General features: G+C 65.4%; 28 protein-coding genes, 1 tRNA gene and 1 pseudogene. 12 read left to right on the top strand and 18 right to left on the bottom strand.

The window, feature by feature from the left end; genetic code table 11:
- Positions 1-14: 14 nt before the first annotated feature.
- Genes LK459_RS17405 through LK459_RS17390 form a run of 4 tightly spaced genes read right to left on the bottom strand, consistent with a single transcriptional unit; the run spans position 15 to position 3028 of the window.
- Positions 15-737, bottom strand: a complete 723-nt coding sequence (locus LK459_RS17405) for a DUF72 domain-containing protein (RefSeq protein WP_227919796.1) — start codon at positions 735-737, stop codon at positions 15-17.
- A gap of 15 nt (positions 738-752) precedes the next feature.
- The gene (locus tag LK459_RS17400; protein ID WP_227919795.1) at positions 753-1514 is read right to left on the bottom strand and encodes a fructosamine kinase family protein; all 762 of its coding nucleotides are present in this window, start codon (positions 1512-1514) and stop codon (positions 753-755) included.
- Between the two features lie 49 nt (positions 1515-1563).
- Complete coding sequence (locus LK459_RS17395; protein ID WP_007240263.1) at positions 1564-2070, bottom strand: GNAT family N-acetyltransferase; 507 nt, start codon at positions 2068-2070, stop codon at positions 1564-1566.
- On the bottom strand, positions 2057-3028 hold the full coding sequence (locus tag LK459_RS17390) for a glycoside hydrolase family protein (RefSeq protein ID WP_265416848.1): 972 nt from the start codon (positions 3026-3028) through the stop codon (positions 2057-2059). Before LK459_RS17390 ends, LK459_RS17395 begins: the two co-directional genes overlap by 14 nt.
- 347 nt (positions 3029-3375) lie before the next feature.
- Here LK459_RS17390 and murI point away from each other — a divergent pair, with 347 nt between their 5' ends.
- Entirely contained in the window at positions 3376-4215 is an 840-nt protein-coding gene (gene murI / locus LK459_RS17385; RefSeq protein WP_007240265.1) for a glutamate racemase, read from the top strand.
- 108 nt (positions 4216-4323) lie between these two features.
- The gene (locus LK459_RS17380; protein ID WP_227919792.1) at positions 4324-5334 is read left to right on the top strand and encodes an AraC family transcriptional regulator; all 1011 of its coding nucleotides are present in this window, start codon (positions 4324-4326) and stop codon (positions 5332-5334) included.
- A gap of 17 nt (positions 5335-5351) precedes the next feature.
- Here the strand turns inward: LK459_RS17380 and LK459_RS17375 are convergent, their stop codons facing one another.
- Positions 5352-5693 carry a DUF1801 domain-containing protein gene (locus LK459_RS17375; RefSeq protein ID WP_227919791.1) on the bottom strand — a complete coding sequence of 114 codons (342 nt, stop codon included), beginning with the start codon at positions 5691-5693 and terminating at the stop codon, positions 5352-5354.
- 5 nt (positions 5694-5698) lie between these two features.
- Entirely contained in the window at positions 5699-6163 is a 465-nt protein-coding gene (locus tag LK459_RS17370) for a VOC family protein (protein WP_227919790.1), read from the bottom strand.
- Positions 6164-6315: 152 nt separating this feature from the next.
- On the opposite strand from LK459_RS17370, the gene LK459_RS17365 reads away from it, so the two are divergent.
- Positions 6316-7221, top strand: coding sequence for a cation diffusion facilitator family transporter (locus LK459_RS17365; RefSeq protein WP_227919789.1), 906 nt, complete (start codon positions 6316-6318; stop codon positions 7219-7221).
- Here the strand turns inward: LK459_RS17365 and LK459_RS17360 are convergent.
- From LK459_RS17360 to LK459_RS17335, 6 genes and pseudogenes are all read right to left on the bottom strand, one after another.
- Positions 7208-7774 (bottom strand): putative immunity protein, encoded by a 567-nt coding sequence (locus LK459_RS17360; protein ID WP_227919788.1) that lies wholly within the window; start codon positions 7772-7774, stop codon positions 7208-7210. The genes LK459_RS17365 and LK459_RS17360 overlap by 14 nt on opposite strands.
- Positions 7762-8198 (bottom strand): annotated as a pseudogene (locus tag LK459_RS17355) (peptide-methionine (S)-S-oxide reductase). Before LK459_RS17355 ends, LK459_RS17360 begins: the two are co-directional and overlap by 13 nt.
- A 194-nt stretch (positions 8199-8392) precedes the next feature.
- The gene (locus LK459_RS17350; RefSeq protein WP_227919787.1) at positions 8393-8899 is read right to left on the bottom strand and encodes an acetyltransferase; all 507 of its coding nucleotides are present in this window, start codon (positions 8897-8899) and stop codon (positions 8393-8395) included.
- A gap of 11 nt (positions 8900-8910) precedes the next feature.
- Positions 8911-9990 carry a redox-regulated ATPase YchF gene (ychF, locus tag LK459_RS17345; protein WP_227919786.1) on the bottom strand — a complete coding sequence of 360 codons (1080 nt, stop codon included), beginning with the start codon at positions 9988-9990 and terminating at the stop codon, positions 8911-8913.
- Positions 9991-10033: 43 nt separating this feature from the next.
- Positions 10034-11398: an AI-2E family transporter gene (locus tag LK459_RS17340; protein WP_407648615.1), complete on the bottom strand. Its 1365-nt coding sequence runs from the start codon at positions 11396-11398 to the stop codon at positions 10034-10036.
- A gap of 58 nt (positions 11399-11456) precedes the next feature.
- Positions 11457-11900, bottom strand: coding sequence for a hypothetical protein (locus LK459_RS17335; RefSeq protein ID WP_227919785.1), 444 nt, complete (start codon positions 11898-11900; stop codon positions 11457-11459).
- Between the two features lie 118 nt (positions 11901-12018).
- Here LK459_RS17335 and LK459_RS17330 point away from each other — a divergent pair, with 118 nt between their 5' ends.
- The 4 genes from LK459_RS17330 (at position 12019) to LK459_RS17315 (ending at position 16654) form a co-directional block, all read left to right on the top strand.
- Positions 12019-13536 carry an Ada metal-binding domain-containing protein gene (locus LK459_RS17330; protein WP_227919784.1) on the top strand — a complete coding sequence of 506 codons (1518 nt, stop codon included), beginning with the start codon at positions 12019-12021 and terminating at the stop codon, positions 13534-13536.
- A gap of 53 nt (positions 13537-13589) precedes the next feature.
- On the top strand, positions 13590-14192 hold the full coding sequence (locus tag LK459_RS17325) for a methylated-DNA--[protein]-cysteine S-methyltransferase (protein WP_227919783.1): 603 nt from the start codon (positions 13590-13592) through the stop codon (positions 14190-14192).
- Between the two features lie 94 nt (positions 14193-14286).
- A complete protein-coding gene (locus LK459_RS17320; RefSeq protein WP_227919782.1) occupies positions 14287-15501 on the top strand; it encodes a DNA recombination protein RmuC in 1215 nt (404 codons plus the stop codon).
- A 34-nt stretch (positions 15502-15535) separates the two neighbouring features.
- Positions 15536-16654: a DUF6542 domain-containing protein gene (locus LK459_RS17315; RefSeq protein ID WP_227919781.1), complete on the top strand. Its 1119-nt coding sequence runs from the start codon at positions 15536-15538 to the stop codon at positions 16652-16654.
- A gap of 7 nt (positions 16655-16661) precedes the next feature.
- Here LK459_RS17315 and LK459_RS17310 read toward each other — a convergent pair whose 3' ends face one another.
- The 6 genes from LK459_RS17310 to trhO all read right to left on the bottom strand — a co-directional run bounded on the left by LK459_RS17310 (position 16662) and on the right by trhO (position 22270).
- Positions 16662-17258, bottom strand: a complete 597-nt coding sequence (locus LK459_RS17310; RefSeq protein WP_227919779.1) for a nucleosidase — start codon at positions 17256-17258, stop codon at positions 16662-16664.
- Positions 17255-18031, bottom strand: a complete 777-nt coding sequence (locus tag LK459_RS17305) for a fructosamine kinase family protein (protein WP_227919776.1) — start codon at positions 18029-18031, stop codon at positions 17255-17257. Before LK459_RS17305 ends, LK459_RS17310 begins: the two co-directional genes overlap by 4 nt.
- Positions 18028-18969, bottom strand: a complete 942-nt coding sequence (locus LK459_RS17300; protein WP_227919773.1) for an SDR family oxidoreductase — start codon at positions 18967-18969, stop codon at positions 18028-18030. Before LK459_RS17300 ends, LK459_RS17305 begins: the two co-directional genes overlap by 4 nt.
- Before the next feature lie 74 nt (positions 18970-19043).
- Positions 19044-20120: an N-acetylmuramoyl-L-alanine amidase gene (locus LK459_RS17295; protein WP_227919771.1), complete on the bottom strand. Its 1077-nt coding sequence runs from the start codon at positions 20118-20120 to the stop codon at positions 19044-19046.
- 192 nt (positions 20121-20312) lie between these two features.
- Positions 20313-21392, bottom strand: a complete 1080-nt coding sequence (locus LK459_RS17290; protein ID WP_227919770.1) for a CobW family GTP-binding protein — start codon at positions 21390-21392, stop codon at positions 20313-20315.
- Between the two features lie 11 nt (positions 21393-21403).
- Positions 21404-22270, bottom strand: coding sequence for an oxygen-dependent tRNA uridine(34) hydroxylase TrhO (gene trhO / locus LK459_RS17285; protein ID WP_227919768.1), 867 nt, complete (start codon positions 22268-22270; stop codon positions 21404-21406).
- Positions 22271-22364: 94 nt separating this feature from the next.
- Here trhO and LK459_RS17280 point away from each other — a divergent pair, with 94 nt between their 5' ends.
- The 5 genes from LK459_RS17280 (at position 22365) to LK459_RS17260 (ending at position 24851) form a co-directional block, all read left to right on the top strand.
- Complete coding sequence (locus tag LK459_RS17280; protein WP_227919767.1) at positions 22365-23072, top strand: hypothetical protein; 708 nt, start codon at positions 22365-22367, stop codon at positions 23070-23072.
- A 264-nt stretch (positions 23073-23336) separates the two neighbouring features.
- Positions 23337-23675 carry a histone-like nucleoid-structuring protein Lsr2 gene (locus LK459_RS17275; RefSeq protein ID WP_007240287.1) on the top strand — a complete coding sequence of 113 codons (339 nt, stop codon included), beginning with the start codon at positions 23337-23339 and terminating at the stop codon, positions 23673-23675.
- Between the two features lie 163 nt (positions 23676-23838).
- Positions 23839-23911: transfer RNA gene (locus LK459_RS17270), tRNA-Ala, on the top strand.
- Between the two features lie 239 nt (positions 23912-24150).
- Positions 24151-24483: a hypothetical protein gene (locus tag LK459_RS17265; RefSeq protein ID WP_227919765.1), complete on the top strand. Its 333-nt coding sequence runs from the start codon at positions 24151-24153 to the stop codon at positions 24481-24483.
- A gap of 86 nt (positions 24484-24569) precedes the next feature.
- The gene (locus LK459_RS17260) at positions 24570-24851 is read left to right on the top strand and encodes a recombinase family protein (RefSeq protein WP_265416847.1); all 282 of its coding nucleotides are present in this window, start codon (positions 24570-24572) and stop codon (positions 24849-24851) included.
- The last annotated feature ends 91 nt before the right edge of the window (positions 24852-24942 follow it).

The following is a 24942-nucleotide window of genomic DNA, read 5'->3' as shown; positions in this document are numbered from 1 at the left end:
CTTCGCGCATCCGGTCAGGAGGCCCGTCGAGCCATGGTGATCGCGTTGTCCACAGCGGCGCCACCGGTGTCGTTGTTGAAGTAGACGAAGACGTCGTCAGAAGAGTCGAAGGCAGCCCGCAGCCGATCGAGCCAACTGTCGATCGCGCGCGGACCGTACGCCGGCCGCGGTGAGGCCAGACCGGAATGCATTCGGAGATAACCGAAGTCGGCGGTTCGCCAGAGCGGGGTCAGTACCCGACTGTCCCGGTCGGCCCAGCACAGCGCGGCGTTGCGATGCTCGAGCACCTCACGGACCTCATCGACCCACCACGAGGGGTGACGTGGTTCGACGACGACCCGCACCGAGTCCCCGAACTCCGCCAAGGTGGCGTCGAGCGCATCAGGGTCGACGGCAAGGTTCGGCGGTAGCTGCAGCAGAACGGGCCCGAGGTGCGCACCGAGCGCGTCAGCACGGCCCAGGAAGCGCGCCACCGGTTCTGCAGGATCTTTCAGCCTACGCACGTGGGTGAGATACCGACTCATCTTGACCGATACCAGAAACCCTTGCGGCAGCACCTCATTCCACCCCTCGAATGTCGATCGTTCGGGGAGCCGGTAGAAGGTGTTGTTGACCTCGACGGTCGAGAACTTCTCCGCGTAATACTCGAGCCAGCGGCGTTGCGGCAGTCCGGTCGGATAGAAGTGGCCGCGCCAGTCCTTGTACTGCCAACCGGAGGTACCGACGTGAAAGGTCATGGTGCGTCGACTCTGTCAGACATAGCGGCGTGCGATGTCGACCACCTGGCGGCGATACCCACCGCCGAACACCACCGCATGCATGAGCACCATCGACAGGTAGTGGAGCGGTACGCGGTCACGCCAGCCGTCGGCAAGCGTATGAATCTGCTCGTAGCCACCGAGAATGCGATCGAGATACGGGCAGCCGAAAAGAGCGAGGGCTGCGAGGTCGGTCTCGCGATGACCCACGTGCGCCGACGGATCGATCAGCACACACCCGTCCGGTGACCACATCACATTTCCCGACCACAGATCTCCGTGCAGTCGCGCCGGAGCGTCGTCGGTGTCGAAGTCCCCCTCGCGCAACCGCTCACAGAGCTGTTCGACGACGCGTGCGTCGTTGCCGCGCAGTCCGCTCTCGGGCAGCAGCGGCATGAGTCTCTCGTCTGCATACATCGCACCCCAGGAGTCGTGGCCGACCAGCGAGAGGTCGAGGAGGTGTTCGTTGGGACCCTGGTACCCCGCGCCCTCCCAGCCCGGCGGCCCCTCGCCCCAGCGCGCAGCCACGTCGAGGGTGTGCGTGATGGCGAGCTGTCGACCGAACTCCGTTGCGGCGTCGGCACTCGGTGAGGTCGAGGCGACGCGACGCTCGGTCAGCGTCGTGTCGTCGATCGACACCACCTCGACGACGGCGGCGCCGCCGGACTCCATCGGTTCTGCGAGCCACCGCAGACCTGCGACCTCCCAGCGAGCCGGGCGTCCGGAGGTGTGTTTGGTGAACGTGGAGGAGGGCATGTCTCCTTGATACCCGTGCCGCCCGGTGCTCGCCTCGGCCCGGCAGAACTCAGTCGCGGTATCTAGCGAGATACACCAGGTCATACGGACCGGTGTCGCGTCTGCGGATCTCCCGATAGCCCATGCGTTCATACAACCGTATGTTGGCGACGCTCCGCTCGCCGGTGAAGAGTTCGACGCGCGTCACATTCTCGGGTATCACCGAATCCACTGCCGCGAGCAGACGTGTCCCCATCCCGCGTCCCTGCATGTCGGGAGCGACGACGAGGCGCATCACCTCGGCGACATCACGGTCGACGCGAATCCGCATCGACGCCACCAACCGGCCACCGACGCGGATCCCCCACGCGTGCACTGCAGAATTCGACAGTTCGGTGAGCAGGTCGAGCAGCGACTGTGTCAGTGCGGGCAGAGAAACGTCGTCGTGCAGTTGGGCTTCCGTCACATACGCCGCACGCTGCAACGTCAACAGTTCCCCAGCATCGGTGATCGTCAGCTCGACGACGTCGGCATCATTCACCGACTTCGCGCCACTGTCACTCTCACGAGGGTTCACGCATGACACCCAGATGCCGCACCGAACCCGACAGTCCCGGAAGCTCTTTCACCGGAGTCCAGGTGTTGAGGCCGTCGGTACTGTCGGAGTAGAGGTACCTACCCGACTTGTAGGCATCGAGGTAGATCCGCCAGGCGCCGCTGGGCAACTGGATCACCGCGGGCCCCTCGACGAATGTTCCCCAGTCACCCGGCGAAATGAACCGGTACGGACCGTACAGCGACGACGACACCGCGTGTTGCACCACCTTTTTCGTCTCGTTCTTGGTGAATGCATGATACGTCGCACCGACCTTCACGACGGTGGTGTCGATGTGGTCGGCACCAAGCCCCGCCAGCGGTATGGGCGGGCCCCACACCCGCAACGAGGAATCGAGTGCGGTCATGACGTAGGGCACGAATCCACCGCCGGTCGACATCGAGAAGATCACGTTGACCCGCCCGCCCTCGACGAACCAGTCCGGCGCCCATGCCTTGGTGGTGAACGGCGAGAGCGACGGGCCGTCGGACGAGCCGGCAGAACCGGACGAGCCCGGCCCGCTCGACGAGCCGAACCCCTTGCCGTCACCGGTGCCGGGCAGAAACGCACAGCAGAGCGGAACCGGCCAATTCTCGAGGAATGTCCAGTGCACCCGGTCGCGGCTGCGCGCGAACCCGATGTTCGCGCCGTCGACCGTCGTATAGGTGACGTAGTAGTAGCCGTCGGTGTGGCGGAAGATGCTGGGATCGCGCACACGCCCGGTCGGCGGCCGATATGCCGGTTTTGCCACCGGCGTGAAGGTGGCGCCCTCCGCGGAGGTGTACACGTCCATGTACACGTCGCTTGTGTTGCTGAAGGCAACCATCGTGTACTGCCAACCCGCCGCGGCACTGCTTCCCGGGCCCGAGAACACCAGTCCCACGACGGCCAGCAGCACCACCGCCATGGCTGAGAACGTGAATCGCCTACCTTGGGTCACCGCTGCAGTATCGGCGACGCGGAACTCGATGTGTACCCACTGAGACAAATCGTTATCGAGGGTAGTTCTGAGACCCTCATCGGCAAAGGCGTGCCCTGCCCGCGACGCGGCGCAACCAGTGTGCTGTGGACTCTGCGCACGGCACACGGAATGACAGTACGGAAACTGCGACACGGGACTGCAAATGTGCGCCAGAATCGCACGGGCCACAGCGGGATACGACGGATCACTGCTATCTGTAGCAGCGGCACATACACCCCAAAGGCGCTGTCTGTCTTGGCTATTGGATCTTCAGAACGAACTCCCCCTTCGCCAAGCGCACGCGTCGACTGATGCAGGAGCACCACGTGATCACCAAACACTCCCCTCTCGGCGTCATCGATTCTGGCGTCGGAGGCCTGACCACCGTGGCCGCGCTGTCCAAGCTGTTGCCCGGCGAGAATGTGATCTATTGCGGGGACAACGGAAACGCCCCGTATGGAAACCGCACCGGCGCCGAGATCGTCGAACTCACTTCACACATGCTGCGTTACCTCGCCAATCGAGGCGTGAAGATGGTGGCCGTTGCATGCAACACCATCTCCACGACGTTCGATCTGCCGGAGTTCGGTGGATATCAGGACCAGTTCGGCGTCCCCGTCCTGTCCATCGTGCGAGCGGCGGCCGAAGATGTTGTGCATCTGCGCTACCAGTCGGTGGGCGTCATTGCGACCGCGTTCACGATCGCCTCACGCTGCTACCCCACACTCATCGACGAACTCGACCCCGATATCGCTGTGTTCGGCGAACCCAGCGTCAACCTGGCCGCGCTGATCGAGCAAGGAGATCTCACCAGCGCCGCCATTGATACCGAGGTCACCAACCACCTCAACGACCTGCTCGACGCCCACTCGGTCCGCGACATCGTGCTCGGCTGCACGCACTATCCCATCCTGCAGCCGTTGTTCGAGGCCAAAGCACCCCACGTCGCCTTCATCAACCCGGCCAAGGACCAAGCGCGTGATGTTCGATTGCAGCTCGTCAAGAGCGGGCTCCTCCTGCACGGATCCCATGACACCGTCGGCACTCTCGAGATCAACACCAGCGGCACCCGGCCCGTCTTCGACACCGTGCTCAACGAACTCGGCATCACTCGCGATTACACACTGACCGAACACGTCGACTATGCATCTGTTTCCGCGTCCTGACCTGACGCGTTCCTCGGTACCGATGTGATGCTGCCCTTTGCTGAACACACCACGCTGCGCTCTGCCATTCTGGACTCGGACGGGAAAGCCGACGAAAGGGGCTCACCCATGCTCCGGTCTGGACTCGATCCTGAACTCGTGGACCAGTGGCGCAGACGAATCGGACCTGTGGGCGCGCTCGGACCCCACCGGTCGATCCAGGTGCGTTCGCGCGGACGGCAGGGTATCGACCTCTACCTGCCTATCGTCGAATTCGATGCGGAGGTTCCGGAGGACTTCGAGCAGATCGCCTACTGGCGGCCCCTCGGGTCGATCTTCACATTCTGCTATCTGCAGACGCCGGTCCGGACGCTGAGAACCGCGGCGCGCATTCGTGAGTGTCCGTCCAACTTTCTGGTGCTGGCCAGCATTTCGACCGGACTCACCACCGGCACCGCCAACGGACACGACTTCCGCGCGCGAGCCGGCGAGTTGTCGATCACCGACAGCCGCCTACCCTACGATCTCACTACTCACAGCACCTCCGAGGTGACCGGGATCTGGATACCGACCGACATGCTCGGTGACGACATCGCTGCCGGAGCGACCGTCGCCCCCAACCCCGCCGACACGGTGCTGACGCGAGCATGCACCGGACTCGTGACACGTTTCGCCCTCGACGCCGTCATCGGCGGGATCGACGTCGACGCCGCTGCCGAGCAGAACATCATCGACGTCGTGCGGATGCTGCTCAACCAGCACACCAGCCGATATCAGACCTTGCGCGAGCAACCGGTTGTCCTGCGAGAAGCGATCGACGGCATGATCGACCGAAACTTTCGGAACCCCACGTTCACTGCCGACACCATCGCGACGCACCTGCACATCAGCAAACGCCATCTCTACCGACAACTCGCTGACCCGGATCAACCTTCACTGGCGGATCGGATCGCCGCTCGGCGACTCGACTGGGCCCGTGGCCAGCTCGAAAAACCGGGACAAGCTCGGCTCGGCGACATCGCCCACTCTGCGGGGTTCTCCTCGACGGCCACTTTCCGAAACCGATTCCGAGCGAAGTACGGCCTCACCCCCGACGAGTACCGACGCCATCACTGCGCTCAACCCGTGCACCCCAGCTGATCGGGCAAGCGAGGGACTCACGCCCTATTGAGTGCAATCGCAGCCTGCACAAGCGCGACGAAGGAATCGGCGTCGAGATCGTCGTTCTCCCTGATGTCGATCGCGCGTCTGGTTCCGGCGGTGAGGCTCGCGTTGAACACCTGCGCGGGATCGGGCAGCGACGCACCCTTGGCGAAGGTGAGCTTGATCTTGTCCTTGTAGGTCTCGAGCGTGCAGATCAGTCCATCGGCCGAAAACGTCGGCACACCATCTGGATTCGACGGCTTGCGCCACTTGATCTCTTCGACGATGTCGGGGTCGGCCCGCATGATCAGTGACCGCATCTCATCGACTCTGGATTCACGCCAATCGTCTGCCATGTCGGTCACGGTAGCCGCTCTGACGAGCTGGTCGTGCTCTTGCGCAGGTCTTGAGCGAACATCACGATGATGCCGCTCGGTCCGCGGACGTAGCTGAGCCTGTACACGTCCTGGTAGTTTGCAACTCCCCGCAGCGGGTGGCAGCCGTGGCGCGCAGCGACGGCGAGCGCGTCGTCGATGTCATCCACCGAGAATGCGACGCGGTGCATGCCGATCTCGTTGGGGAGCGTCGGCGAGGTAGCAATCGCCTCCGGATGGATGTACTCGAAGAGCTCGAGGCGGCCGGTGCCATCCGGTGTCGCCAGCATCGCGATCTTCGCGTGATTGCCGTCGAGCCCGACTGCGGTGTCGGCCCATTCGCCACTGACCTCGTCGCGACCGAGGACGGTGAGGCCGAGGTCGGTGAAGAAGGCGACGGCGGCGTCGAGGTCGTCGACGGCGATGCCAACGTTTTCCAGTGCTATTGCCACGTCTCGGACGCTACCGGGCGTGACGGACATCGGACCCGACTTCGGTCAGGCGACGGATCGCAACGGCATCGATCGACGAATACGGCGACATGTCCGACGCCGACGGTCGGCGCGGCACGTACTCGCGGGATGGCCCGTGCGACACTGCGAAGGTGCCCGATGGAGTTGCGAGCGAGAGCAGAGCTCTGAAGACGAGCCTCACGGCCACCGCAGTGCTCGGCGGTGGAGCGGTGATCTGGGGCGTGATCAGTGGCTCGAGTGTGGTGTTGTTCGACGGCATCTACATGCTCGCGGGAATCGCGCTCGTCGGGACGTCGATGGTGGCCGCGCACGCCGCGGCCTCACCGCCGAGCGTCGAGTTCCCGTTCGGCAGACACGGTGCGACGGCGCTCGCGGTCGCGCTGCAGGGCACGGCGCTCATCGCGACTCTCACCTATGGCGTCGCCGACGCCGTGTCGGTGATCATCGCGGGCGGCTCCGACGCCGATCCCGGATCGGTGGCCCTCTACGGTGTCGTCTCGGCCATTCTGTCGCTGCTTGTCGTCGTGCTGCTGACTCGCCCGGCACGGTCGTCGCAGTTGGTCCGAGCTGAGCTCGTCGGCTGGCGCGCCGGCACCCTGATGAGCGTCATGGTCGCGATCGGCGGTGGTATCGCCCTCGCACTCCGACATCACGGCGCCGCATCGGCGGCCGCCTACGTCGATCCGACGCTGGTCCTGATCGCTTCGGCAGCCATCGCCCCGATGGCGGTCAAGCTCGCACGACAGGCCATTCGCGAACTGATGGAGGCCGCTCCTCCCGACGAACTGAGCGCGATCATCGAGCGGGCCGCCGACGAGGCCACAGAGCACTTCGACCTCGCTGAACCGGTCATTCGCGCCACACGACTCGGGCGGCGGCTCTACGTGGAGGTCGATTACCTGGTGGCGCCCGGCGTCTGGCGAGTCGAAGAGGAAGATCAGGTTCGCCGCTTCATCGTCGACAGACTCGCCTCCACCGAACACGAGGTGTGGGCGACGGTGGAACTGTCCACTGACCGCTCACTCATGGAGGACTGACCGGAGGGTCTGCGCATCCCGTCTGCGCCTGGATCGTGCGGATCGTCGTGCCCAGGATCCCGCGGCACAGCAGTCCAGGCCCGAGAGGACCTGACGAATCGGAGCCGAGCGATGGAAGTCGACGTAACGCCGACCGCTCCTCCTCCGCCAACTCCTCTATCTGCCAACGGATCTCGGCATCCACTGCTTGCAGATCGTCGGGATTCGCAAGTCCGATCGCCTTCACCGCATAAGCTGCAGCACCCAGTGCGTGCGCGCCCATGTGGGCGACTGCGGATGCCTGCGCGACCGACCGGGCGGCGGCCGCACCTGCGGGTGTGGTCGCCTGCTTCGCGGCCGTCACCGCCTGCATCCGCTTGGCGATCTCGTCGGCCGCCGTACTGTCGCCCTCGGCATACGCCCGGGTCCTGGCGACGGCGTCGCGAATCGCATTCTGCGCGTTTGCGTCGGCATCGAACAGCGAGACAACCCGCTCCGCACACGCGACCGCCCACCGTGCGAGCACGCGACGGTCGGCGTCGTCGAGTGTCTGCGCCGACTTCACAGAGCACATTCGTCGACGGACGTGCTGCGGTACCTGGTCAGCAAGTCCGCAGGGATGTGGCAGGAGTCCTCGGGGAAGCGAGCGAGTCGGTGCTGATGTTCGTCCGCGCTGCGCACGTAGTTGGTGATAGGCAGCGTTTCGACGACGACGAGTTCGGCGTCGTCTCTCGCGGCGATGAACTCTCGCGCCTGCTGCAGATGCGTCGGGTTGTCGGAGTACACGCCGGTCCGGTACTTCTCGCCGACGTCCGGCCCTGCCGGTTCACGCTGTGCGGGTCGATGATCTCGAAGAGATACGCCATCAGTTGCGCGACGCTCACGACCGTCGGGTCGAACCGGGCCCGTACACATTCGGCATAACCGTCGTACTCACCGTCGAGCGACTGCCCGACGCCGTTCGCTCGTCCAGCCTCGGTGAAGAGGACCCCCGGCAACGTCGAGACGAAGGCCTGAACGCCCCACAGACAGCCGCCCGCCAGATAGATTTCCTCGGTCTCGCCCACGTGCCGATGCTACGACTCGTTGTGGATCGTCGACGCTGCCGCACCCGCCGCCGCGGCATGCATAAGTGTCACGGAGGCATGGGCACCGACTGGTCGCCGCACGCTCCCGACACGTAGCCGGACGGCTACACGGTGAATCGGGGCTCGCTCGCTTCGAGCTCTGCACCCTCTCCGCGGAACGCCATGTGAAGGATCGGGTAGGGGCGACCCTGATCGTCTTGCTCGCTCCGACCGACAACGGTGAAACCACGTCGGCGGTAGAAGTCGACCGCCTGCGCATTCTGCTCGTTGACGTCGACGGTTCGCACGCCGCACTGCGCGACGACGAAGGAGAGCAGACGGGTACCGATCCCCTGGCCGCGGTGCAGCGCGTCGACGAACAGCATCTCGAGGCTCTCCCCTGAGACTCCGGCGAACCCGACTGGGAGCCCATCCTGATCGGCAACGTGGAGGTCGACGTGCGGCAGGTAGTCGGAAGCCAGGTGCGATTCGATCTCGTCGCGGTCGGCCTCGGCGAGGAAGTCGTGTGTGGCGTCGACGGCACTGCGCCAGATTGCCACCAGGCGCGGGTACTCCTCCGGGCCTGCCGCCCGACGGATCACCGTCTGGGCTACGTCCTTCGAAGCGGTCACTTCCTCTTGGCTCAGACGTTGAACCGGAACTCCACGACGTCCCCGTCGTGCATGACGTAGTCCTTGCCCTCCATGCGTACCTTGCCCGCGGCCTTGGCGGCCTGCATCGAGCCGGCGGCGTCGAGGTCGTCGAACGACACGATCTCGGCCTTGATGAAGCCCTTTTCGAAGTCGGTGTGGATGACGCCTGCCGCCTTGGGTGCGGTGTCGCCCTGGTGAATCGTCCACGCGCGCGACTCTTTCGGCCCTGCGGTGAGGTACGTCTGCAGGCCGAGTGTGTGGAATCCGGCCCGTGCCAGTGAACGGAGGCCCGGCTCGTCCTGCCCGATGGAGTCGAGCAGTTCCTGGGCGTCGGCCTCGTCGAGTTCGAGTAGTTCGCTCTCGACCTTGGCGTCGAGGAACACCGCGTCGGCGGGAGCGATGGCGGCCTTGAGCTCGGCCTTGCGGGCGTCGTCGGTGAGGATCGACTCGTCGGCGTTGAACACATAGAGGAACGGCTTGGCCGTCATCAGGTGCAGTTCACGAACCGACGCCAGATCGAACGAATCCTTCTGCGAGAACAGGGTTTTGCCGGAGTCGAGGATCGCCTGGGCCTTCTTCGCGGCCTCGAGGACCTCGGCCTGGTCCTTGTTCTTGCGGGCTTCCTTCTCCAGCCGCGGGATCGCCTTCTCGAGCGTTTGCATGTCGGCGAGGATCAGCTCGGTCTCGATGACCTCGATGTCGGCGAACGGGTCGACGCGGCCATCGACATGCACCACGTCGTCATCGGCGAACACGCGGACAACCTGACAGATGGCGTCGGCCTCGCGGATGTTGGCGAGGAACTGGTTGCCCATGCCCTCGCCCTCGGAGGCGCCCTTGACGATGCCCGCGATGTCGACGAACGACACGGTGGCGGGCAGGATGCGCTCGCTACCGAAGATCTCGGCCAGACGCTCGAGGCGCTTGTCCGGAAGCTCCACCACTCCAACGTTGGGCTCGATCGTGGCGAACGGATAGTTCGCTGCGAGGACGTCGTTGCGGGTCAGTGCATTGAAGAGGGTGGACTTGCCGACGTTGGGAAGTCCGACGATGCCGAGGGTGAGACTCACGGGTGTCCAGTCTACGGGGAGCTGCGCCTGGTCCCGAGGGCGGTCAGTCCGACTCGTTCTCGTCCTTGGATGCACCGTCGCCGCCACCGGCGGAACGGGTCGAGGAAGACGCCGACGTATCGGCGTCGGGCGGTAGCGAATCGCCGGGAACCCCGACGCTTTCGGTTACCGGCGCACCCTGTGGTGGGAGTCTGTCCCCTGCACGTTCAGCGATCTGCTCGTTCAGATAACGCAGCACGACGGTGAACGTGGCCGCAGCAGGGACGGCGAGAAATGCGCCGGTGATGCCGAAGATCGATCCGCCGAGGGTCACGGCCAGCAGCACGATGACGGCGTGCAGGTTCATCGACTTCGCCTGTAGCCACGGCTGCAGCACATTTCCTTCGAGTTGCTGGACGCCGATGATGATGGCGAGCACGATCAGGGCGGTGGTCAGGCCGTTCGACACCAGCGCGATCAAGACAGCGAGCGCTCCGGCGACGAATGCGCCGACGATCGGGATGAAACCGCCCATGAAGGTGATCACCACGAGCACGCCGGCCAGCGGCACCTGCAGGATGAACAGCCCGATACCGATGAAGGTGGCGTCGACCAGACTCACGATGGCCTGTGTTCGGATGAATCCGCCGAGCGTGCTCCACATTCGGCGCAGCACCTCGCTGATGTGCGTCGCAGACGGCTGCCCGACGGTGCGGTCGATCCACGGCGTGAACTTTGGTCCGTCCTTGAGGAAGAAGAAGACCAGCACGATCAGGGTGAACAGCGTGACCAACAGCGACGTCGCCGTCCCAACACCGCTAAACACACCCGATGCGATCGTCGCAGAACTCGACTGCAGTTTGCTGATGATGGCGTGGACCGCGTTGTCGATCTGCTCGTCGCGGATGTTCAACGGCGGCCCCTGCGCCCAATCCTGCAGCCGCCGCAGACCGTCGGTGGCGCGCGCAGCCAACTCGGGAGCCTGCCGAACCACCGAAGGAACGATGAGAGCGATCACCGCTGCGACGACACCGATCGCGATCACCATCATGAGCAGCGCCGCCGCCGCAGGTGGAACCCCCTTGCGACGCAGCCACCCGACCGGCGGCCAGAGCACGGTGCAGACGATGATCGCGAGAAGCACGGGCAGCAGGACCACCCACAGCTTGCCGACCACCCACAGCAGCACCCACACCGCGGCCACGACGAGAACCGACTGCAACGCGACGATCGCGCACTCACGCAGCCCCTGCCGCAGGACAGCCATTCGCGTCGGATATGTCTTCTCGGCCCCGCTGTCGCCAGCAGCGGCGTTGCCGACACCGGCACTCCCGGCTACGACCTTCTCGCCGGTGGCTGGGGAGTCGGTTGCACCAGGATCTGGCGCGGGTTCGGAGGCGGCGGGAACGTCATCGGACGAAGCAGTCACGCGATGATCCTCACACGATCGGGTCCGCTCGCGCGAAAAGCCGTCCGTGAGGGCGCCGTCAGTGACGCGCGAAAGTCCGCTTGAGCCACCTCAGCAACGCGTTGATCGCTTCGATCTCGGCGAGCATGGGAGTCAGGATCTCCGGGGGAACAGGCGCGTCGTCGTCGCGAGATCGATTGATCTGCGCACTGTTGGTATGCGCGCTCTCGGCGCCCCGCTCTGATCGCCTCGAACCAGGTTCGGCGTCGTCGAGCCGTCGAGTGTCGAAGGGCACACCGCGTCCGAGTCCGGATTGCGCAGTGTGTGCCGACGACGAGCCGTCGGGGGTCGCACGTCCCGGCGACGCAGCGATCTCGCACGTCTGCTGCTCCGCGACGATTCTGTCGACCGTCTCGCATCCGTAGAGTCCCCGCAAGATGTCCAGTCCCCACTCGGGGTACTCCGCGAGGGGGAGTTCGCGGTTGCGACGTCGATGTCGAAAACCTCCGAATGGCGAGTTCATGCCGAACATGGTGCCACCCGAATATGATCTACATCACGTTTTGCCCGGATTACACCGAGGCCTGTGTGATGGCCGATTTCCGCCAGAACCGGCGCGCGATGGTGTGCCACAGTGAATCGTGACCACGACGCAGGCAGCCGGTGACCTCGGCTTCGACACGTGCTATCGGGCGCTGTCGGCCCGGGACCGCCGATTCGACGGGCAGTTCTATGTCACCGTGCACACGACGGGCATCTACTGCCGCCCGTCGTGTCCGGCTCCGACGCCGCGACCCACGAACGTGTCGTTCGTCCCGACCGCCGCGGCAGCTCAGGTCCGCGGGTTCCGTGCGTGTCGGCGCTGCGCCCCTGATGCCGTACCGGGTTCACCGCGTTGGAACAGCGACGCCGACCTGGGCGTGCGGGCGATGCGTCTCATCACCGACGGTGTGGTGGAACGCGGCGGAGTCGGTGGCCTCGCGGCAGCGCTCGGCTACTCGCCTCGTCATCTCAACCGGGTACTGACAGCCGAGCTCGGCGCCGGAGCGCTCGCCCTGGCCCGCGCACATCGCGCGACGACCGCTCGTACCCTCATCCAGCGCACTTCGATGCCCATGGCCGACGTCGCCTTCGCTGCGGGATTCACCAGCGTGCGACAGTTCAACGACACCATCCGCGAGATCTTCGGCCTCACCCCGACGAGGCTGCGCTCGTTCGGCAGTCGCCACCCGTACCCGGGGATCGACGGCGCCGAAAGCGGTGCCACCATCGCTCTGCGGCTGCCCTACCGCGAACCCTTCGACAGCTCGTGGCCCGCGACGCTCCTCGGCGCTCACGCTGTCGACTCACTGGAGGAATACAACGTCGATCCAGCGGGCACGTGGACGTTCTCGCGCGTCCTCTCACTCCCGCGTGGGCACGCGCTGGTCCGGGTCTCGCCCGGCTCCGACGACCACCGGCGCGGTCCCTTTGTCGTGGTCCACCTGTCGCATCTCGACACGCGGGACCTGGGCGCAGGGGTGGCGCGTGTGCGGCGCATGCTCGACCTCGACGCTGATGCCGCAGCAGCCGAGAACGTATTGCGTACCGACCCCGCCCTCGCACCACTCGTCGACGCTGCACCGGGTATCAGACTTCCCGGGTCGCCGGACCCCACAGAGGCCCTGATCCGCACGATGATGGGTCAGCAGATCAGCGTGCGCGCGGCACGTCATCACATCGGTGCACTGGTCTCGGCTCTGGGCGCCGACACCGGTTGGGAGTCAGGCCCGCACCGCGCGTTTCCGACCGCGGCTGCCATCGCCGAGTTTGGCGGCACGGTGTTACGAGGGCCACGCCGGCGCGTCGAGGCCATCGTGGCTGCGGCATCGGAGATCGCCCACAACTCGATGGAACTTCACCCGGGGGTACCCGCGTCTGAGATGCGTGCCCAACTCCTGACGCTGACGGGAGTCGGGGCGTGGACAGCCGACTACGTGACCATGGTGGTCACCGGCGACCCCGACACCCTGCTCCACCACGACCTCGTGGTCCGGCAGGCGGCGAACGATCTGCGCATCGACCTCACCGCCACGCAGGCGTGGGCACCGTGGCGCTCGTACGCATCCATGCACCTGTGGCGCCATCGGCTCGGAACCCAGCTCCGCAAGGTCTCCTGACCCGGGGAGTCGGTGTGTCCGCGCACCACCGCACCGACGCACAGGAGACAACCATGACCACCCTCGACTCCCCCGCTGGGATGAGTTGCCCCGCCAGCTCGGCACAGATCGCTGCGCCGGCCTCCCCCGACCCCACCCCGGATGCCGCGGCGGCCCACGTCACCATCTCCACGCCGACCGGCCCGTTCACGGCTGTTGTCGACGACTCCGGTGCGGTTCTGGCGTCCGGCTGGACCGACGACGTCGAGTCACTGTTGCCGTCGATCCACCGAACGCTCCGCCCGGTGTCGTCGCGATGGTCCGACAGCCTCTCGACTGTGACCGACGCGGTGGAGGCCTACTACGCCGGCCAGCTCTCCGCGATCGACGCGGTGAGCGTCAGACAACGGTCGGGCCCCTACATGGAGAAGGTGTGGGAGGCGCTGCGGCAGGTCGAAGCCGGCAACCCGACCTCCTTCGCCCAGCTTGCCGAGGCCGCAGGGCACCCGACAGCCATCCGGGCCACGGCCGCCGCATGCACGAGGAACGCCGTGACGCTCTTCGTCCCCTGCCACCGTGTACTGCGTCAGGACGGCACCGTTGCCGGCTTCCGCTACGGGAAGGCACTCAAGCAGTGGTTGCTCACCTACGAGGACGGCGGGATTCCGACATACTGACCGCATTCGTCGCCCCAGCCGCAGTCCTCACGCTCTGACCTGCGACGATGCCGTGCCCCCGAAACATGTCGGTATCGACCGGCACCATCAGGGCATGTTGTTCGTCAGCCTCGCACTGTTCATTGGTCTGCTGCTCGGCGCCGTCGTGGGCTGGCTCGCCAACGCCTCCCGGTCTGCAGCCGCCGTCTCGGCCGCCCGAACCGAGGCCGACGCGCTGCGTACATCGCAGGAACTGGCGGCGCGCTCGCTGTCGGCGGCCAGCGAGGATGCGGCGCGCCGGCAGTCGACGGCGATCGGCTCCCAGGTCAACCACATCGTCGAACCACTGCGTGGCGTACTCGGTCAGTTGTCGGAGGAGCTCCGCAGGGTCGAGCACAACAGGATCAGCGCGTACTCGGGTCTCGCCGAACAGGTCCGAGGGATGCACACCGCGTCACAGCAGCTGTCGCACGAGACCCGCGCGCTGGCCAACGCACTGCACACGCCGCACGTGCGCGGCCGCTGGGGCGAACTCCAACTCGAGCGGGTCGTCGAGCTGGCGGGCATGAGTCAGCATTGTGACTTCAGCACCCAGGTGTCGGCCGAGTCGGAGGCTTCGGGCCAGGTGCGTCCCGACATGGTGATCCATCTGGCGGGCGATCGGAGCATCGTCGTCGACGCCAAGGTCCCGCTGCACGCGTACCTCGCCGCCAGCGACAGCGACGACCCCGACAAGCAGGCCGCGCACCTGGACACCCATGCCCGGGCGGTCAGAACACACATCGCGCAGTTGGCGTCGAAGTCCTACTGGACCGCATTCGCGAACACCCCTGAAATGGTCGTGCTGTTCGTACCCGGTGACGCGATCCTCGACGCTGCGGTACGCGCCGACCCTGGATTGATCGAGTACGGGTTCACGCGCAATGTCGTCCTGACGACACCGACGAGCTTGATCGCACTGCTGCGCACCGTCGCACTCGGATGGCGTCATGATGCGCTCGCCGCCGATGCCGCGACCATTCGTGAGCTCGGGGTCGAACTCCATCACCGTCTCGCCTCGCTCCTCGGCCACCTCGACAAAATGGGCATCTCACTTCGCCGAGCGGTCGAGTCGTTCAACTCGACGCTCGGCGTAGTCGACAGCCGCGTCGGAGTCACGGCACGCAAGCTCGCGTCGCTCGAATCACTCGGTGTCATCTCCGAGCCTGCACAACCGAGTTCCATCGACGTCGGGGTGCGTTCGACGCCAGGCATGGTCGACTCGCCGTCCGATTCCACCTCACGGATACCGGACGAACCAGACGCGCGCGCAACATCGACCTCTGGTTAAGGGAAATCCAGGGATCACCCGGTACCGTCTAGGGGTGCCTTTCCCGCAGCGAAGCCGTTCCGCGGTGCCAGTCGACCAACAGTCGGTACTGCCCAATGTCCGGGGTATCCCCTGGTGGGGCGCCGTTCTGGTGGCTGCGATCTTCACCGCCGTCGGCGCGGTCATCGACGCCAATCAGAATGACAGCCTGGGCTCGGTCTTCAACTTCTTCTATCTCGTCGGATGTGTCCTCGCAGTTCTCGCTGTGCGCAGGCGTGCCTTGTTCACCGCCGTCGCCCAGCCACCGCTGATCGCATTCGGCGTGGGTGTGATCACCCTGTACGGCCTCAACGCCGACGACGCATCGGGGCTCAAGAGCCTGATCTTCAAGGTGCTCCTACCGATCGCCAATGACTTTCCGTGGATTCTGGTCACCTTCCTCGTCACGTTGGCTCTCGGCGTCGGTCGCTGGTACACGACCCGCGGGCAGGCCGAGACCGAGTCACCGACGACCAAGCGTCGGGCCCCGCGCTCGGCCGCATCGCGCGCACCGCGGAAAGCGCCGTCGAAGACGTCCAGTGCACAGCGTTCCGCCCCGAAAGATGGCGCCGCCGCACATGGTTCGGCCACAAGGAACGCCGACAGGAAGGGCAGCGCCGCAGGTTCGGCCACGAAGTCCGGGGCGACGGGTGCGCGCCCTTCGCGTGCCACGAAGTCGCAGTCCGACAAACCCGCTCGCTCGCGCAGGGCGCCCGCGCCGGCTGACGAACCCCGCACCCGTCGCGCCCCCGCGGACGATAAAGGTCGCGAACGGCCAACGCGCGAACGACCGGCTCGCGACCACCGCGGTGACATGCCGGAAGGCACGACGACCGACCGTTCCAGCCGACGAGACGATGCGCCGCAGCGGAGCCGTGAGGCTGCCGATCCCCGACGTGAGCGCCCCGCCCGCGATGACGCGGCACGCCAACATCCCCCGCGCAACGCGGCGACGCAGGAACCGCGACGACGGGCCACCGCTGGCCAGGTTCAGCGGACCGCCGCGGGTGAGCGGCTCGACGGCCATACGACGGTGCACGCGTCAGCTGCCGCTGATCTCGACCGCTACGAGCCGGCAACGCGTTCCGCCGGGTCGGCCGTCTACCAGACCACCCGGGCACGCAACCAACGGTGAATTCCGGTCAGTGACCGCCGACGTCGTCGAGCCAGTCACCGAGTAGTCGGGCGGCGTCGTCGACCATCGACGGCCAGTCCATCGCCTTCTCGTCTGCGGTGTCGCTGACCACCTTGACCAATCGGAATCCGACGTCGAAGGCTGCGGCGACATACGCGACCGCGCAGCCCTCCATATCCACGAGGTCGGCGTGTGCGGCGAGCCCGGCGCGCCGTACCGGATCGGCGACGAACGTGTCGCCCGAGGCCAGCACCGAACCGTCGCCGTCCGCCACCTCCCAGCGGTCGACGATCGGGTAACCCATCGCACGCAATTCGGGGGCGCTGATGTCGTGCTCGATGACCACCGACGGAAGGAACAGTCCGGAGTGGTGGTCGTGCAGCGCTCCTGCTGTGCCGATGTTGACGATGAGTCTCGTGGGCGGGGCCGCCGGGTCGGCGAGTGCGCGGGTCAGCGCCTCGGTGGCTCGCATCTTTCCTATTCCGGTGACGAGGAGCCGAGCGCTGTCAGGCACATACCGCGCCTCGGCGCGGGTGGCCGAGACCACCAGGATCGACGGATCGAAGTCAGGGCTCTGCGTCGTCGAGGTCGTCGTCGAAGTCACCAGTCGTGTCCTGCCAGTGCGAGTGTGGCCCGTGCGGCGTCGCCGAGCGCAGCCCCGTATCCAGGACCGTGCCTGACCGTGTGCACCGCGAGCGGGTGCAGCTGGTGAATCGGAACACGCTGCCGCCATCCCGCGATCAGCGGATGCACCCGCTCATAGGACTCGACGATCCGGTCGAGGTACGGGCAACCGAAGAGGGCAAGCATTGCCAGGTCCGTCTCCCGGTGCCCGCCATGGGCGGCCGGGTCGATGAGAACCGCACCGTCGGGAGTCCAGACCACGTTGCCTCCCCAGAGGTCGCCGTGGAGACGTGCCGGCGGTTCGCCGTCGTCGAACCTGCCCGAGGCAACGAGGTCGCAGGCGCGTCGGGTGACTTCGGCGTCGCGCGGGGTCACGTTGCCTGCATCGACACCCGCGTCGAGGAACGGCAACACGCGTGCTGCGGGGTAGAACTGCCCCCATGTGTCGCGCGTGACGGTCGGAAGCTGCAGTTTCCCGATGAACTGTCGTCCGGTGTAACCGTCGGGTGGAGAACCGAAATGGGCGGCACCGGAATCGTGCATATGGGCGAGCATCGCGCCGAGGTCGTCGGCTGCCGCCGTCGAGGCACGGCCGGTCGCCAGCCGTTCGAGTTCGATCTCGTCGGTCGACACCGAGACCACGTCGACGACGCGCGCTCCGCCCTCCGCCAACCAACGCAGCGACGCGGCCTCGGCGGCGAAGAAGTCCGCGTCCGCCCCCGGCGCCGCGGTTTTGACGAAGGTGTCGGTCACCTGCGGTCCGCTGCAGTCCCCGACTGCGCGTTCTGTTCCGAACGCGTCTCGAGCGTCGTGCCTGCGACGCGGCCGAGGTGATCGAACTGGTTGTTGGCGACACGCATGACGATCTCGTACGGCAGTGCGAATTTGCGCGCCCACCAATAGCCGAAGCGAGTGTCGAATGAGGTGTAGACCATGTACTTGTTCTTCCGCACGCCTGCGAGGATCTTGGCCGCTGCCGATTCCGGGCTCACCGAGATCCGATGGAAACGACTGATCTGCTTGGCAACTCGCGGATCGTCGCGATCGACTCCGACGATGCTCACCGTGTTGACCAGTGGTGTGGCGACTGCCCCGGGACAGACCAGCGAGACACCGATGCCGTGACGACGCAGATCGAACCGGAGTACATCGGACACGCCGCGGATGCCGAACTTGCTGGCGCTGTAAGCGGCGTGCCACGGCAGCGCGAGAAGTCCCGCCGCCGACGACACGTTCACCAGGTGACCGCCTTGGCCCCGTCGAACCATCTGCGGCACAAAGCATTCGATGACGTGGATGGGACCCATCAGGTTGACGTCGACCATCGATCGCCAGTGCTTGTGCTGGAGATTCTCGACGGTGCCCCACACCGATATGCCCGCCACGTTCATCACCACGTCCATCACGCCGACCTCGGCGTCGACCTGATTCGCGAACGAGGCGACCCACTCGTAATCGGAGACGTCGCCGGCGAGGTGGAACAGCACGTCACCACCGGCAGCAGTGATCTCCGCGACCACCTCGTCGAGTGGTTCGGGGTGTAGGTCGGTCAGTACGAGCGCGGCACCTTCTGCTGCGGCTGCTTCGGCAGTTGCCCGTCCGATTCCGCTCGCCGCACCGGTGATCAGCACCTTGCGACCGCGCAGCGTCGGTACCGGCGTCTTCATGACGACGAGATCGCGGATTCCCATGGTTTTCAACACTAGCCGTGTGCACGCAACTCGCGGGTGCGGACCGGATTCCCGAGCGGCTGGGATTCCGCCACTCAGCCGACGGGCAGCTTGCCGTCGAAGAGTCCGTAGAGGATGTCGAGCATGGCGTTGAGCACCTGGGCCGAGACGTCGGGACCCTGCGACAAGAGCAGCTGACCGATCTCCTTCGGATCACCCGACTTCAGCAGTTGCTGGACGAACGGGATGACCAGGGACAGCCCCCCGTCGGAGTTCGGTGTGCTCGTCTGCGGGGTACTCGGCGGCTTGTTGAGGGTGTTCGCCGACGGCGACACCGCACCCGGGTGCGCGTAGTTGAGGATGCCGTTGGTGATCGCCATGGCGTACTTCAACTGGCCGTCGCGACCCGCGAGCGCTGCAGCTTCGGCGGGATTCGACAGATTGCCCATCTCGATGAACACGGCGGGAACCGTGGTGAGATTCACTGCTGCGATGTCGGATCGGGTCTGGATGCCGTTGACGACTCCCGCATAGTTCGCCGACGGGATGCCCGCCTTGACGAAGGCGTTGCGCATGATGTTCGACGCCTTGCGTCCCTCGCCGCCCTGGACCGCGTTGGCCTTGGCGTCGGGCAGCGGGAGTGTTGGCACGATCATGTGGAAGCCCTTCTTGCCCGCGTCGGCTCCCGCGGCCGTCGAGTCGGCATGCAGGCTGACGGCGACCGCGGCGCCCGACCGGCTGGCCGCGGCGGCGCGTTCGTCGACGCATCCACCCCAGCCGGTGTCGTCGGGCCTGCTCAGCACGACGCGCGCACCCTGGCTTTCCAGACCGGCTTTGACCAACTGCGAGATCTGCCAGTTGACCGTGTGCTCGGCAGCCCCGTTGACTCCGGTCGCGCCGGTGGTCTGACAGTCTTTCTTGCCACCGCGACCGTCTGGCACCTGCGCTGACAGGTTGTGGCCTGCCGAGCCGCCCTGATGTCCAGGGTCGAGGAACACGGTCTTGCCTGCGAGGGTCGAGCCGGTGGTCGGCTGCGAGGACGGTGCCGTGGGTGCGGGCGCTGCTGCAGCAGTGCCGACGCCCGTGGTCACGGCGACGGTTGCGGCAGCGGCGAAGGCAACCGCCGCGGTGGCAGCGGATACACGCGTCCGCAGGTGTCGTTTCTGGGTCATCACGGTTTCGGGCGCGCAGGATCGGTGTTCACCGAGCGCACCTCACTCCTTCCAAGACGCAACACTAGTCACAACAGTCACAGCTTTAACAGCTAAGCAGCAGAGTGCGCAATGCGGAAATCGGTGACCTGGGACGACGGGATTCGTTAGGCAGCTGTGACGTGACCGCAATCGGCGGCAGGCTCGGACCGTTCAGCCAGCATCGGGTAGATGTCGGGTGATGTGCAGGATGCCGAACTCGTCGTCGAGGGTCTCCGGCGTGGCCAGGACCTCGGCGAGTGCCCGATCGGCCACGGCGGGGTCCATGTCCGATCCGATGGCGACAATCCGGGTGCGGGGTTCCTCTCCCGCCCAGCCGCTACGGGAGACCCGGACGAAACCACCGACGCCGTGCACGACATACCGATCTCGGTATCCGGGTAGGTCGAAACGCACCACACCCTTGATGCGGTAGCAGCCGACGGGCGGGTCGCGGAGCAACGCGGCGAGACGACGAGGATCGACCGGGTCGGTCGTGTCGAGCTCGACGGAACTGTAGGCGTCGTGGAGATGACCGTGCGATTTGTGGTCGCTGACTCCGTGGTAGTGGGTATCTCGTGCAACCTCGGAGATCATCAGGTCGTCGAGGGTGAGCTGGCGCGGCGTCGAGACGTCCTCGGGTGGTCGGACCAGTCGATCGAACAGCAACTCCGGTTCGACCTCGCCTTCGGCGACGGCGATGGCCGGTGCTGACGGATTCACCTGCCGAACCGTGGCGAGCAGATCCGAGAGCCTGCCAGCGTCGACGAGGTCGCTCTTGTTGACGACGACGAGGTCGGCGATCGCGATATGTGAGTCCACCTCGGGGTGTTTGGCACGCAGTGCGGCGAACCCTGCGGCATCGATCACGTAGACGAGTCCGCCGTAGCGCAACCCCGGGTCGGGAATACCGGTGACGAGGCGGACAAGCGATTTCGGCTCGGCGATCCCGCTCGCCTCGATCACGATCGCATCGAGCCCCGCTTCCGGTCGCGCCAGGGCAGCAAGCGCCGCATCGAGCCCGTCCCGATCGACCGAGCAACACATGCAGCCATTGGTCAAGGTCACCGCACCATCGGCCTGCCCCGCCACCAGGAGCGCGTCGATGTTGATGGCGCCGAAGTCGTTGACCAGGACACCGAGGCGTGCACGGCCACCCGCTCCCCCGGTGCGGAGGAGGTGGTTGAGGACTGTCGTCTTGCCCGCGCCGAGGAATCCGGCGAGGACCACGACAGGGACCGGTTCGCCACTCACGTGGGCGGGAGTCATGCGCGGGCGCCGGAGAGCCCGTCGAAGCAGTCGGGGCAGATCACCGCCAGTTCGCGGCCCTGTCGGTCGGGGTAGTTCTCGACGTTGCTCGTCGCCGCGCCACATTCACCACAGCGACCGAGCACCGCAGCGTCGTCGGAGAAGTTGACCGTCATCCGCCTGTCGAAGACATAGAGCGAGCCCTCCCACAGACCGTCGTCGGCGAACTGCTCGCCGTAGCGGACGATGCCCCCGTCGAGTTGATAGACCTCGGAGAAGCCGCGCTTGCGCATCAACATCGAGAGCACCTCGCATCGCACGCCACCCGTGCAATAGGTGACGACGGGGCGGTCTTTGAGGTGATCGAACGCGCCGCTGTCGAGTAGTGGCACGAAATCACGCGTGGTCTCGACATCAGGGACGACAGCGCCGGCGAACCGGCCGATCTGCGCCTCGATCTGGTTGCGTCCGTCGAAGAACACGACGTCGTCGCCGCGTTCGGCTACCAGACGGTGTACACCGTCAGGGTCGAGTCGGTCACCCCCTCCGATGACGCCATCCGAGTCGACGTCGAGTTCGTCCGGCGCGCCGAACGTCACGATCTCGGGCCGTACGCGCACGACGAGCTTCGGGAAGTCGTCGCCCAGGCCGCCGGACCATTTGATGTCGACATCGCGAAATGCGGGGTACTCCCGCAACTTCCTGACGTAGCGTTTGACGCTGTCGAGTTCGCCACCGACGGTGCCATTGATACCGTGCGGGGACACGATGATTCTTCCGCGAAGACCGAGCGATTCACACACGGTCATTTGCCACAGGCGTATCGCGTCAGGGTCCGGAAGCGGCGTGAAGACGTAGAACAACACGATCTTGGGGGTCGACACAGTGCAAGGGTACGGTCGCCGCCGCGCGCGTTTTCTGGCGGTTCCCGCCTTCGTCGCTGCCGCAGTCCTCGGAGTCGCGCTCACATCGTGTGGCTTGAACACCGACACCACGCCGTCGTCGATCGTTCTGCCGGCGACAGACAATTTGTCGACGGAATCGGATTATCCGACAACATCGACGTCAATCGTCACACAAAGTCGTACGGCAACCTTCCTGGCCAGCGACACCATCGGGCGCGTGATAGCAACGGCACCACGCGCAGACAATTCGCGATATCACCAAGGTTCGACGACGCCCGATGGCGAAGTCCGTGATACGTCAGGCTTTCACTTCACAACCCCGGACAAAGCCGTCAGTTGTTCCACCGCGATCAACGTCGAGGCTTCACGTCGTGCTCTGACGTGCCGGGCGAATGACAACCAATCATCCGCGACGCGCCCGGCCCGCACGCCGCGCTCCTGTGTTTGGGCTGAGAATCTCGTGGTCTTGACTGCCGAACGTGCACAGCAGGGTGGTTGCGAGAATGAGCATACGGTTTTGTTCCGCAGCGCAATCGTCGACGATGGCATGACCATTTCGGTCGGTAGATTCTCCTGCCTCAGCGACAGCTCGGGAATCTACTGCCTACAGTCTGACTCGCAATCGGGATTCTCGCTCGGCACAAAGGGTTTCGCACTCATCAATGCCGTGGACAAGGCGCCGGTATCGCTCAGAGCCGCGAGCGAAAACGAGGTCGGGACAACTACGACAACGGGGGTCGACCAGCCCGGCGCCGACAACCCGACGTCTCCGACGAACTGAAACTGTCATTGTTTGATCAGCAATGCTCAGTAGTGACGCAAACCGCATTTACGACACCTGAACGCTCGGCACCACTCGTAGACCGGCCAGTCAGTACGAATTGCGATTCCGGATGCGCAAACAAACGGTGTATAAAAGAATGCATATACCGTCCGGCTCGACAGATCGTCACCGTTCTCGACGTTCACCGAAACGTTCTGACGTGCCCACCGACTGTCGGCCGACACCGCACCCAGTCCAGTGCAAGCAACAACCGGAGGGAAAATGGCAAAGAAGGAAATCGTTCAGGTCATCGACGACGTCGACGGCAAGGTGCTCGACGAGTACGAAACCGTCCGCTGGAGCCTCGACGGCAAGAGCTACGAGTTCGACACGTCATCAAAGCATGCACAGCAGTTCCGTGACGGACTCGCTAAATACATTTCGGTATCTCGTACCGGTGGTTCACGCGCGCCAAAGCGTGCAGCGCAGAACTCCAGCGGAGGCCGGAGTAAAGAGCAAACGCAGGCAATCCGGTCATGGGCAACCAAGAACGGATATGAGGTCAGCGATCGGGGTCGCATTCCGCTGAACGTCCTCGAGGCTTTCGAAGCCGCGCACTGACGGAGGCACCGACCGGGGTGAGCGTGCTCACCCGAGGCGAGAGCTGCGCCGCTGCCCGCGCACTACCGCGCGGGCAGCGAGTGAATTTGGTTCCCTCCGTGTCGATGGTGTAGTTTCGCCTTTGCGCTTCGGACGGGTTTCCGAGACGTGAAGTGATGAATACGGGGCTATGGCGCAGCTGGTAGCGCACCACACTGGCAGTGTGGGGGTCAGGGGTTCGAGTCCCCTTAGCTCCACAGACAAGAAACCCGTTCCGACCTGCGTCGGAACGGGTTTCGTCATTGTCGGGGTCAGTGCCTACCGCCGCCGGATTGCCTAACTATTGCCTACGGCCTTGGAAAATACCTCGCTCGCCGCCTTCAGCCGGTCGTGGTTCACGCGCCCGTAGACCGCCGTCGTCATGCGCTCGCTGTGGCCGTGCCAAGCGGCGACGACATCGGCAGGCACCGGCGGCACGCATCCGCGAGACCGAGGAATGACGAAGGTTGCGCAGCGTGATCTGTGGCAGCTTCGCGGCCTTGCGTCGGTCAGTGAACAACCGGGTGTAGTCGCGGACGGGCAACGGTGTGCCGTCGATCCGGGACAGGATGAGATCGGAATCGACCAGCGGTCGGCCCACCGCCATGCGCTCGCGGAGGTGAGCGGTCCGCATCGCCTTCAGCATGGCCAGTTCCCGCGCCGGAATCGGGAGATCACGCACCGACCGAGCATTCTTCGGGTCACCGACCACATCGTGACCGTTCACGTCGACCCGAGCCTGACGGATGCGCAACTCGCCCTTGTCGAGGTCGAGATCGGACCACCGTAGACCGCCGACTTCCTCGCGACCCCGACGATCCGCAGCGCAAGCTCATCCGCACGATCGTCGCCGCGATCAACGAGTACGACCGGGCGATGATCGTGCAACGGATGCAGGCCGGGCGACGGATCAAAAAAGCTGCGGGCGGGTACGCGGGCGGACAGCCGCCGTTCGGATTCAAGGGTGGCGACGCATCCGGCGAGCTGGTGACCGACGAGACCGAACAGGCCGTGCTCGCCCGTATGCGCTCGCTGAGCGGCGAGGGCTGCTCGACCCGCGCCATCGCGACGATCGTCAACGACGAGGGACTGACGACCCGCAAGGGTGGTCGGTGGTCGTCGGCGTCAGTGGCGCGCCTCATCCGGCGCGACACCTGAGACCTCACGCCGTGTAGTCCGTTCGGTCCAACGCAAGACGGACTCCGAGCTGCGATAGAAGCTACACAGCCAAGGACACCCTAGAATCCGC

This window comes from Gordonia otitidis (assembly GCF_020735545.1).
Taxonomy (GTDB): domain Bacteria; phylum Actinomycetota; class Actinomycetes; order Mycobacteriales; family Mycobacteriaceae; genus Gordonia; species Gordonia otitidis.
The sequence above is the reverse complement of the archived record's forward strand: the minus strand, read 5'-3'. Positions and strand labels throughout refer to the sequence as shown.

What these genes read in the sequence shown, in the direction of transcription:
- LK459_RS17405 (WP_227919796.1), bottom strand. Translation starts at nt 737, where the DNA reads ATGACCTTTCACGTCGGTACCTCCGGTTGGCAGTACAAGGACTGGCGC.
- LK459_RS17400 (WP_227919795.1), bottom strand. Translation starts at nt 1,514, where the DNA reads ATGCCCTCCTCCACGTTCACCAAACACACCTCCGGACGCCCGGCTCGC.
- LK459_RS17380 (WP_227919792.1), top strand. Translation starts at nt 4,324, where the DNA reads ATGCTCCGGTCTGGACTCGATCCTGAACTCGTGGACCAGTGGCGCAGA.
- LK459_RS17375 (WP_227919791.1), bottom strand. Translation starts at nt 5,693, where the DNA reads ATGGCAGACGATTGGCGTGAATCCAGAGTCGATGAGATGCGGTCACTG.
- LK459_RS17360 (WP_227919788.1), bottom strand. Translation starts at nt 7,774, where the DNA reads ATGTGCTCTGTGAAGTCGGCGCAGACACTCGACGACGCCGACCGTCGC.
- LK459_RS17335 (WP_227919785.1), bottom strand. Translation starts at nt 11,900, where the DNA reads ATGAACTCGCCATTCGGAGGTTTTCGACATCGACGTCGCAACCGCGAA.
- LK459_RS17325 (WP_227919783.1), top strand. Translation starts at nt 13,590, where the DNA reads ATGACCACCCTCGACTCCCCCGCTGGGATGAGTTGCCCCGCCAGCTCG.
- LK459_RS17320 (WP_227919782.1), top strand. Translation starts at nt 14,287, where the DNA reads ATGTTGTTCGTCAGCCTCGCACTGTTCATTGGTCTGCTGCTCGGCGCC.
- LK459_RS17300 (WP_227919773.1), bottom strand. Translation starts at nt 18,969, where the DNA reads ATGGGAATCCGCGATCTCGTCGTCATGAAGACGCCGGTACCGACGCTG.
- LK459_RS17295 (WP_227919771.1), bottom strand. Translation starts at nt 20,120, where the DNA reads ATGACCCAGAAACGACACCTGCGGACGCGTGTATCCGCTGCCACCGCG.
- LK459_RS17275 (WP_007240287.1), top strand. Translation starts at nt 23,337, where the DNA reads ATGGCAAAGAAGGAAATCGTTCAGGTCATCGACGACGTCGACGGCAAG.
- LK459_RS17265 (WP_227919765.1), top strand. Translation starts at nt 24,151, where the DNA reads ATGACGAAGGTTGCGCAGCGTGATCTGTGGCAGCTTCGCGGCCTTGCG.
- LK459_RS17260 (WP_265416847.1), top strand. Translation starts at nt 24,570, where the DNA reads ATGATCGTGCAACGGATGCAGGCCGGGCGACGGATCAAAAAAGCTGCG.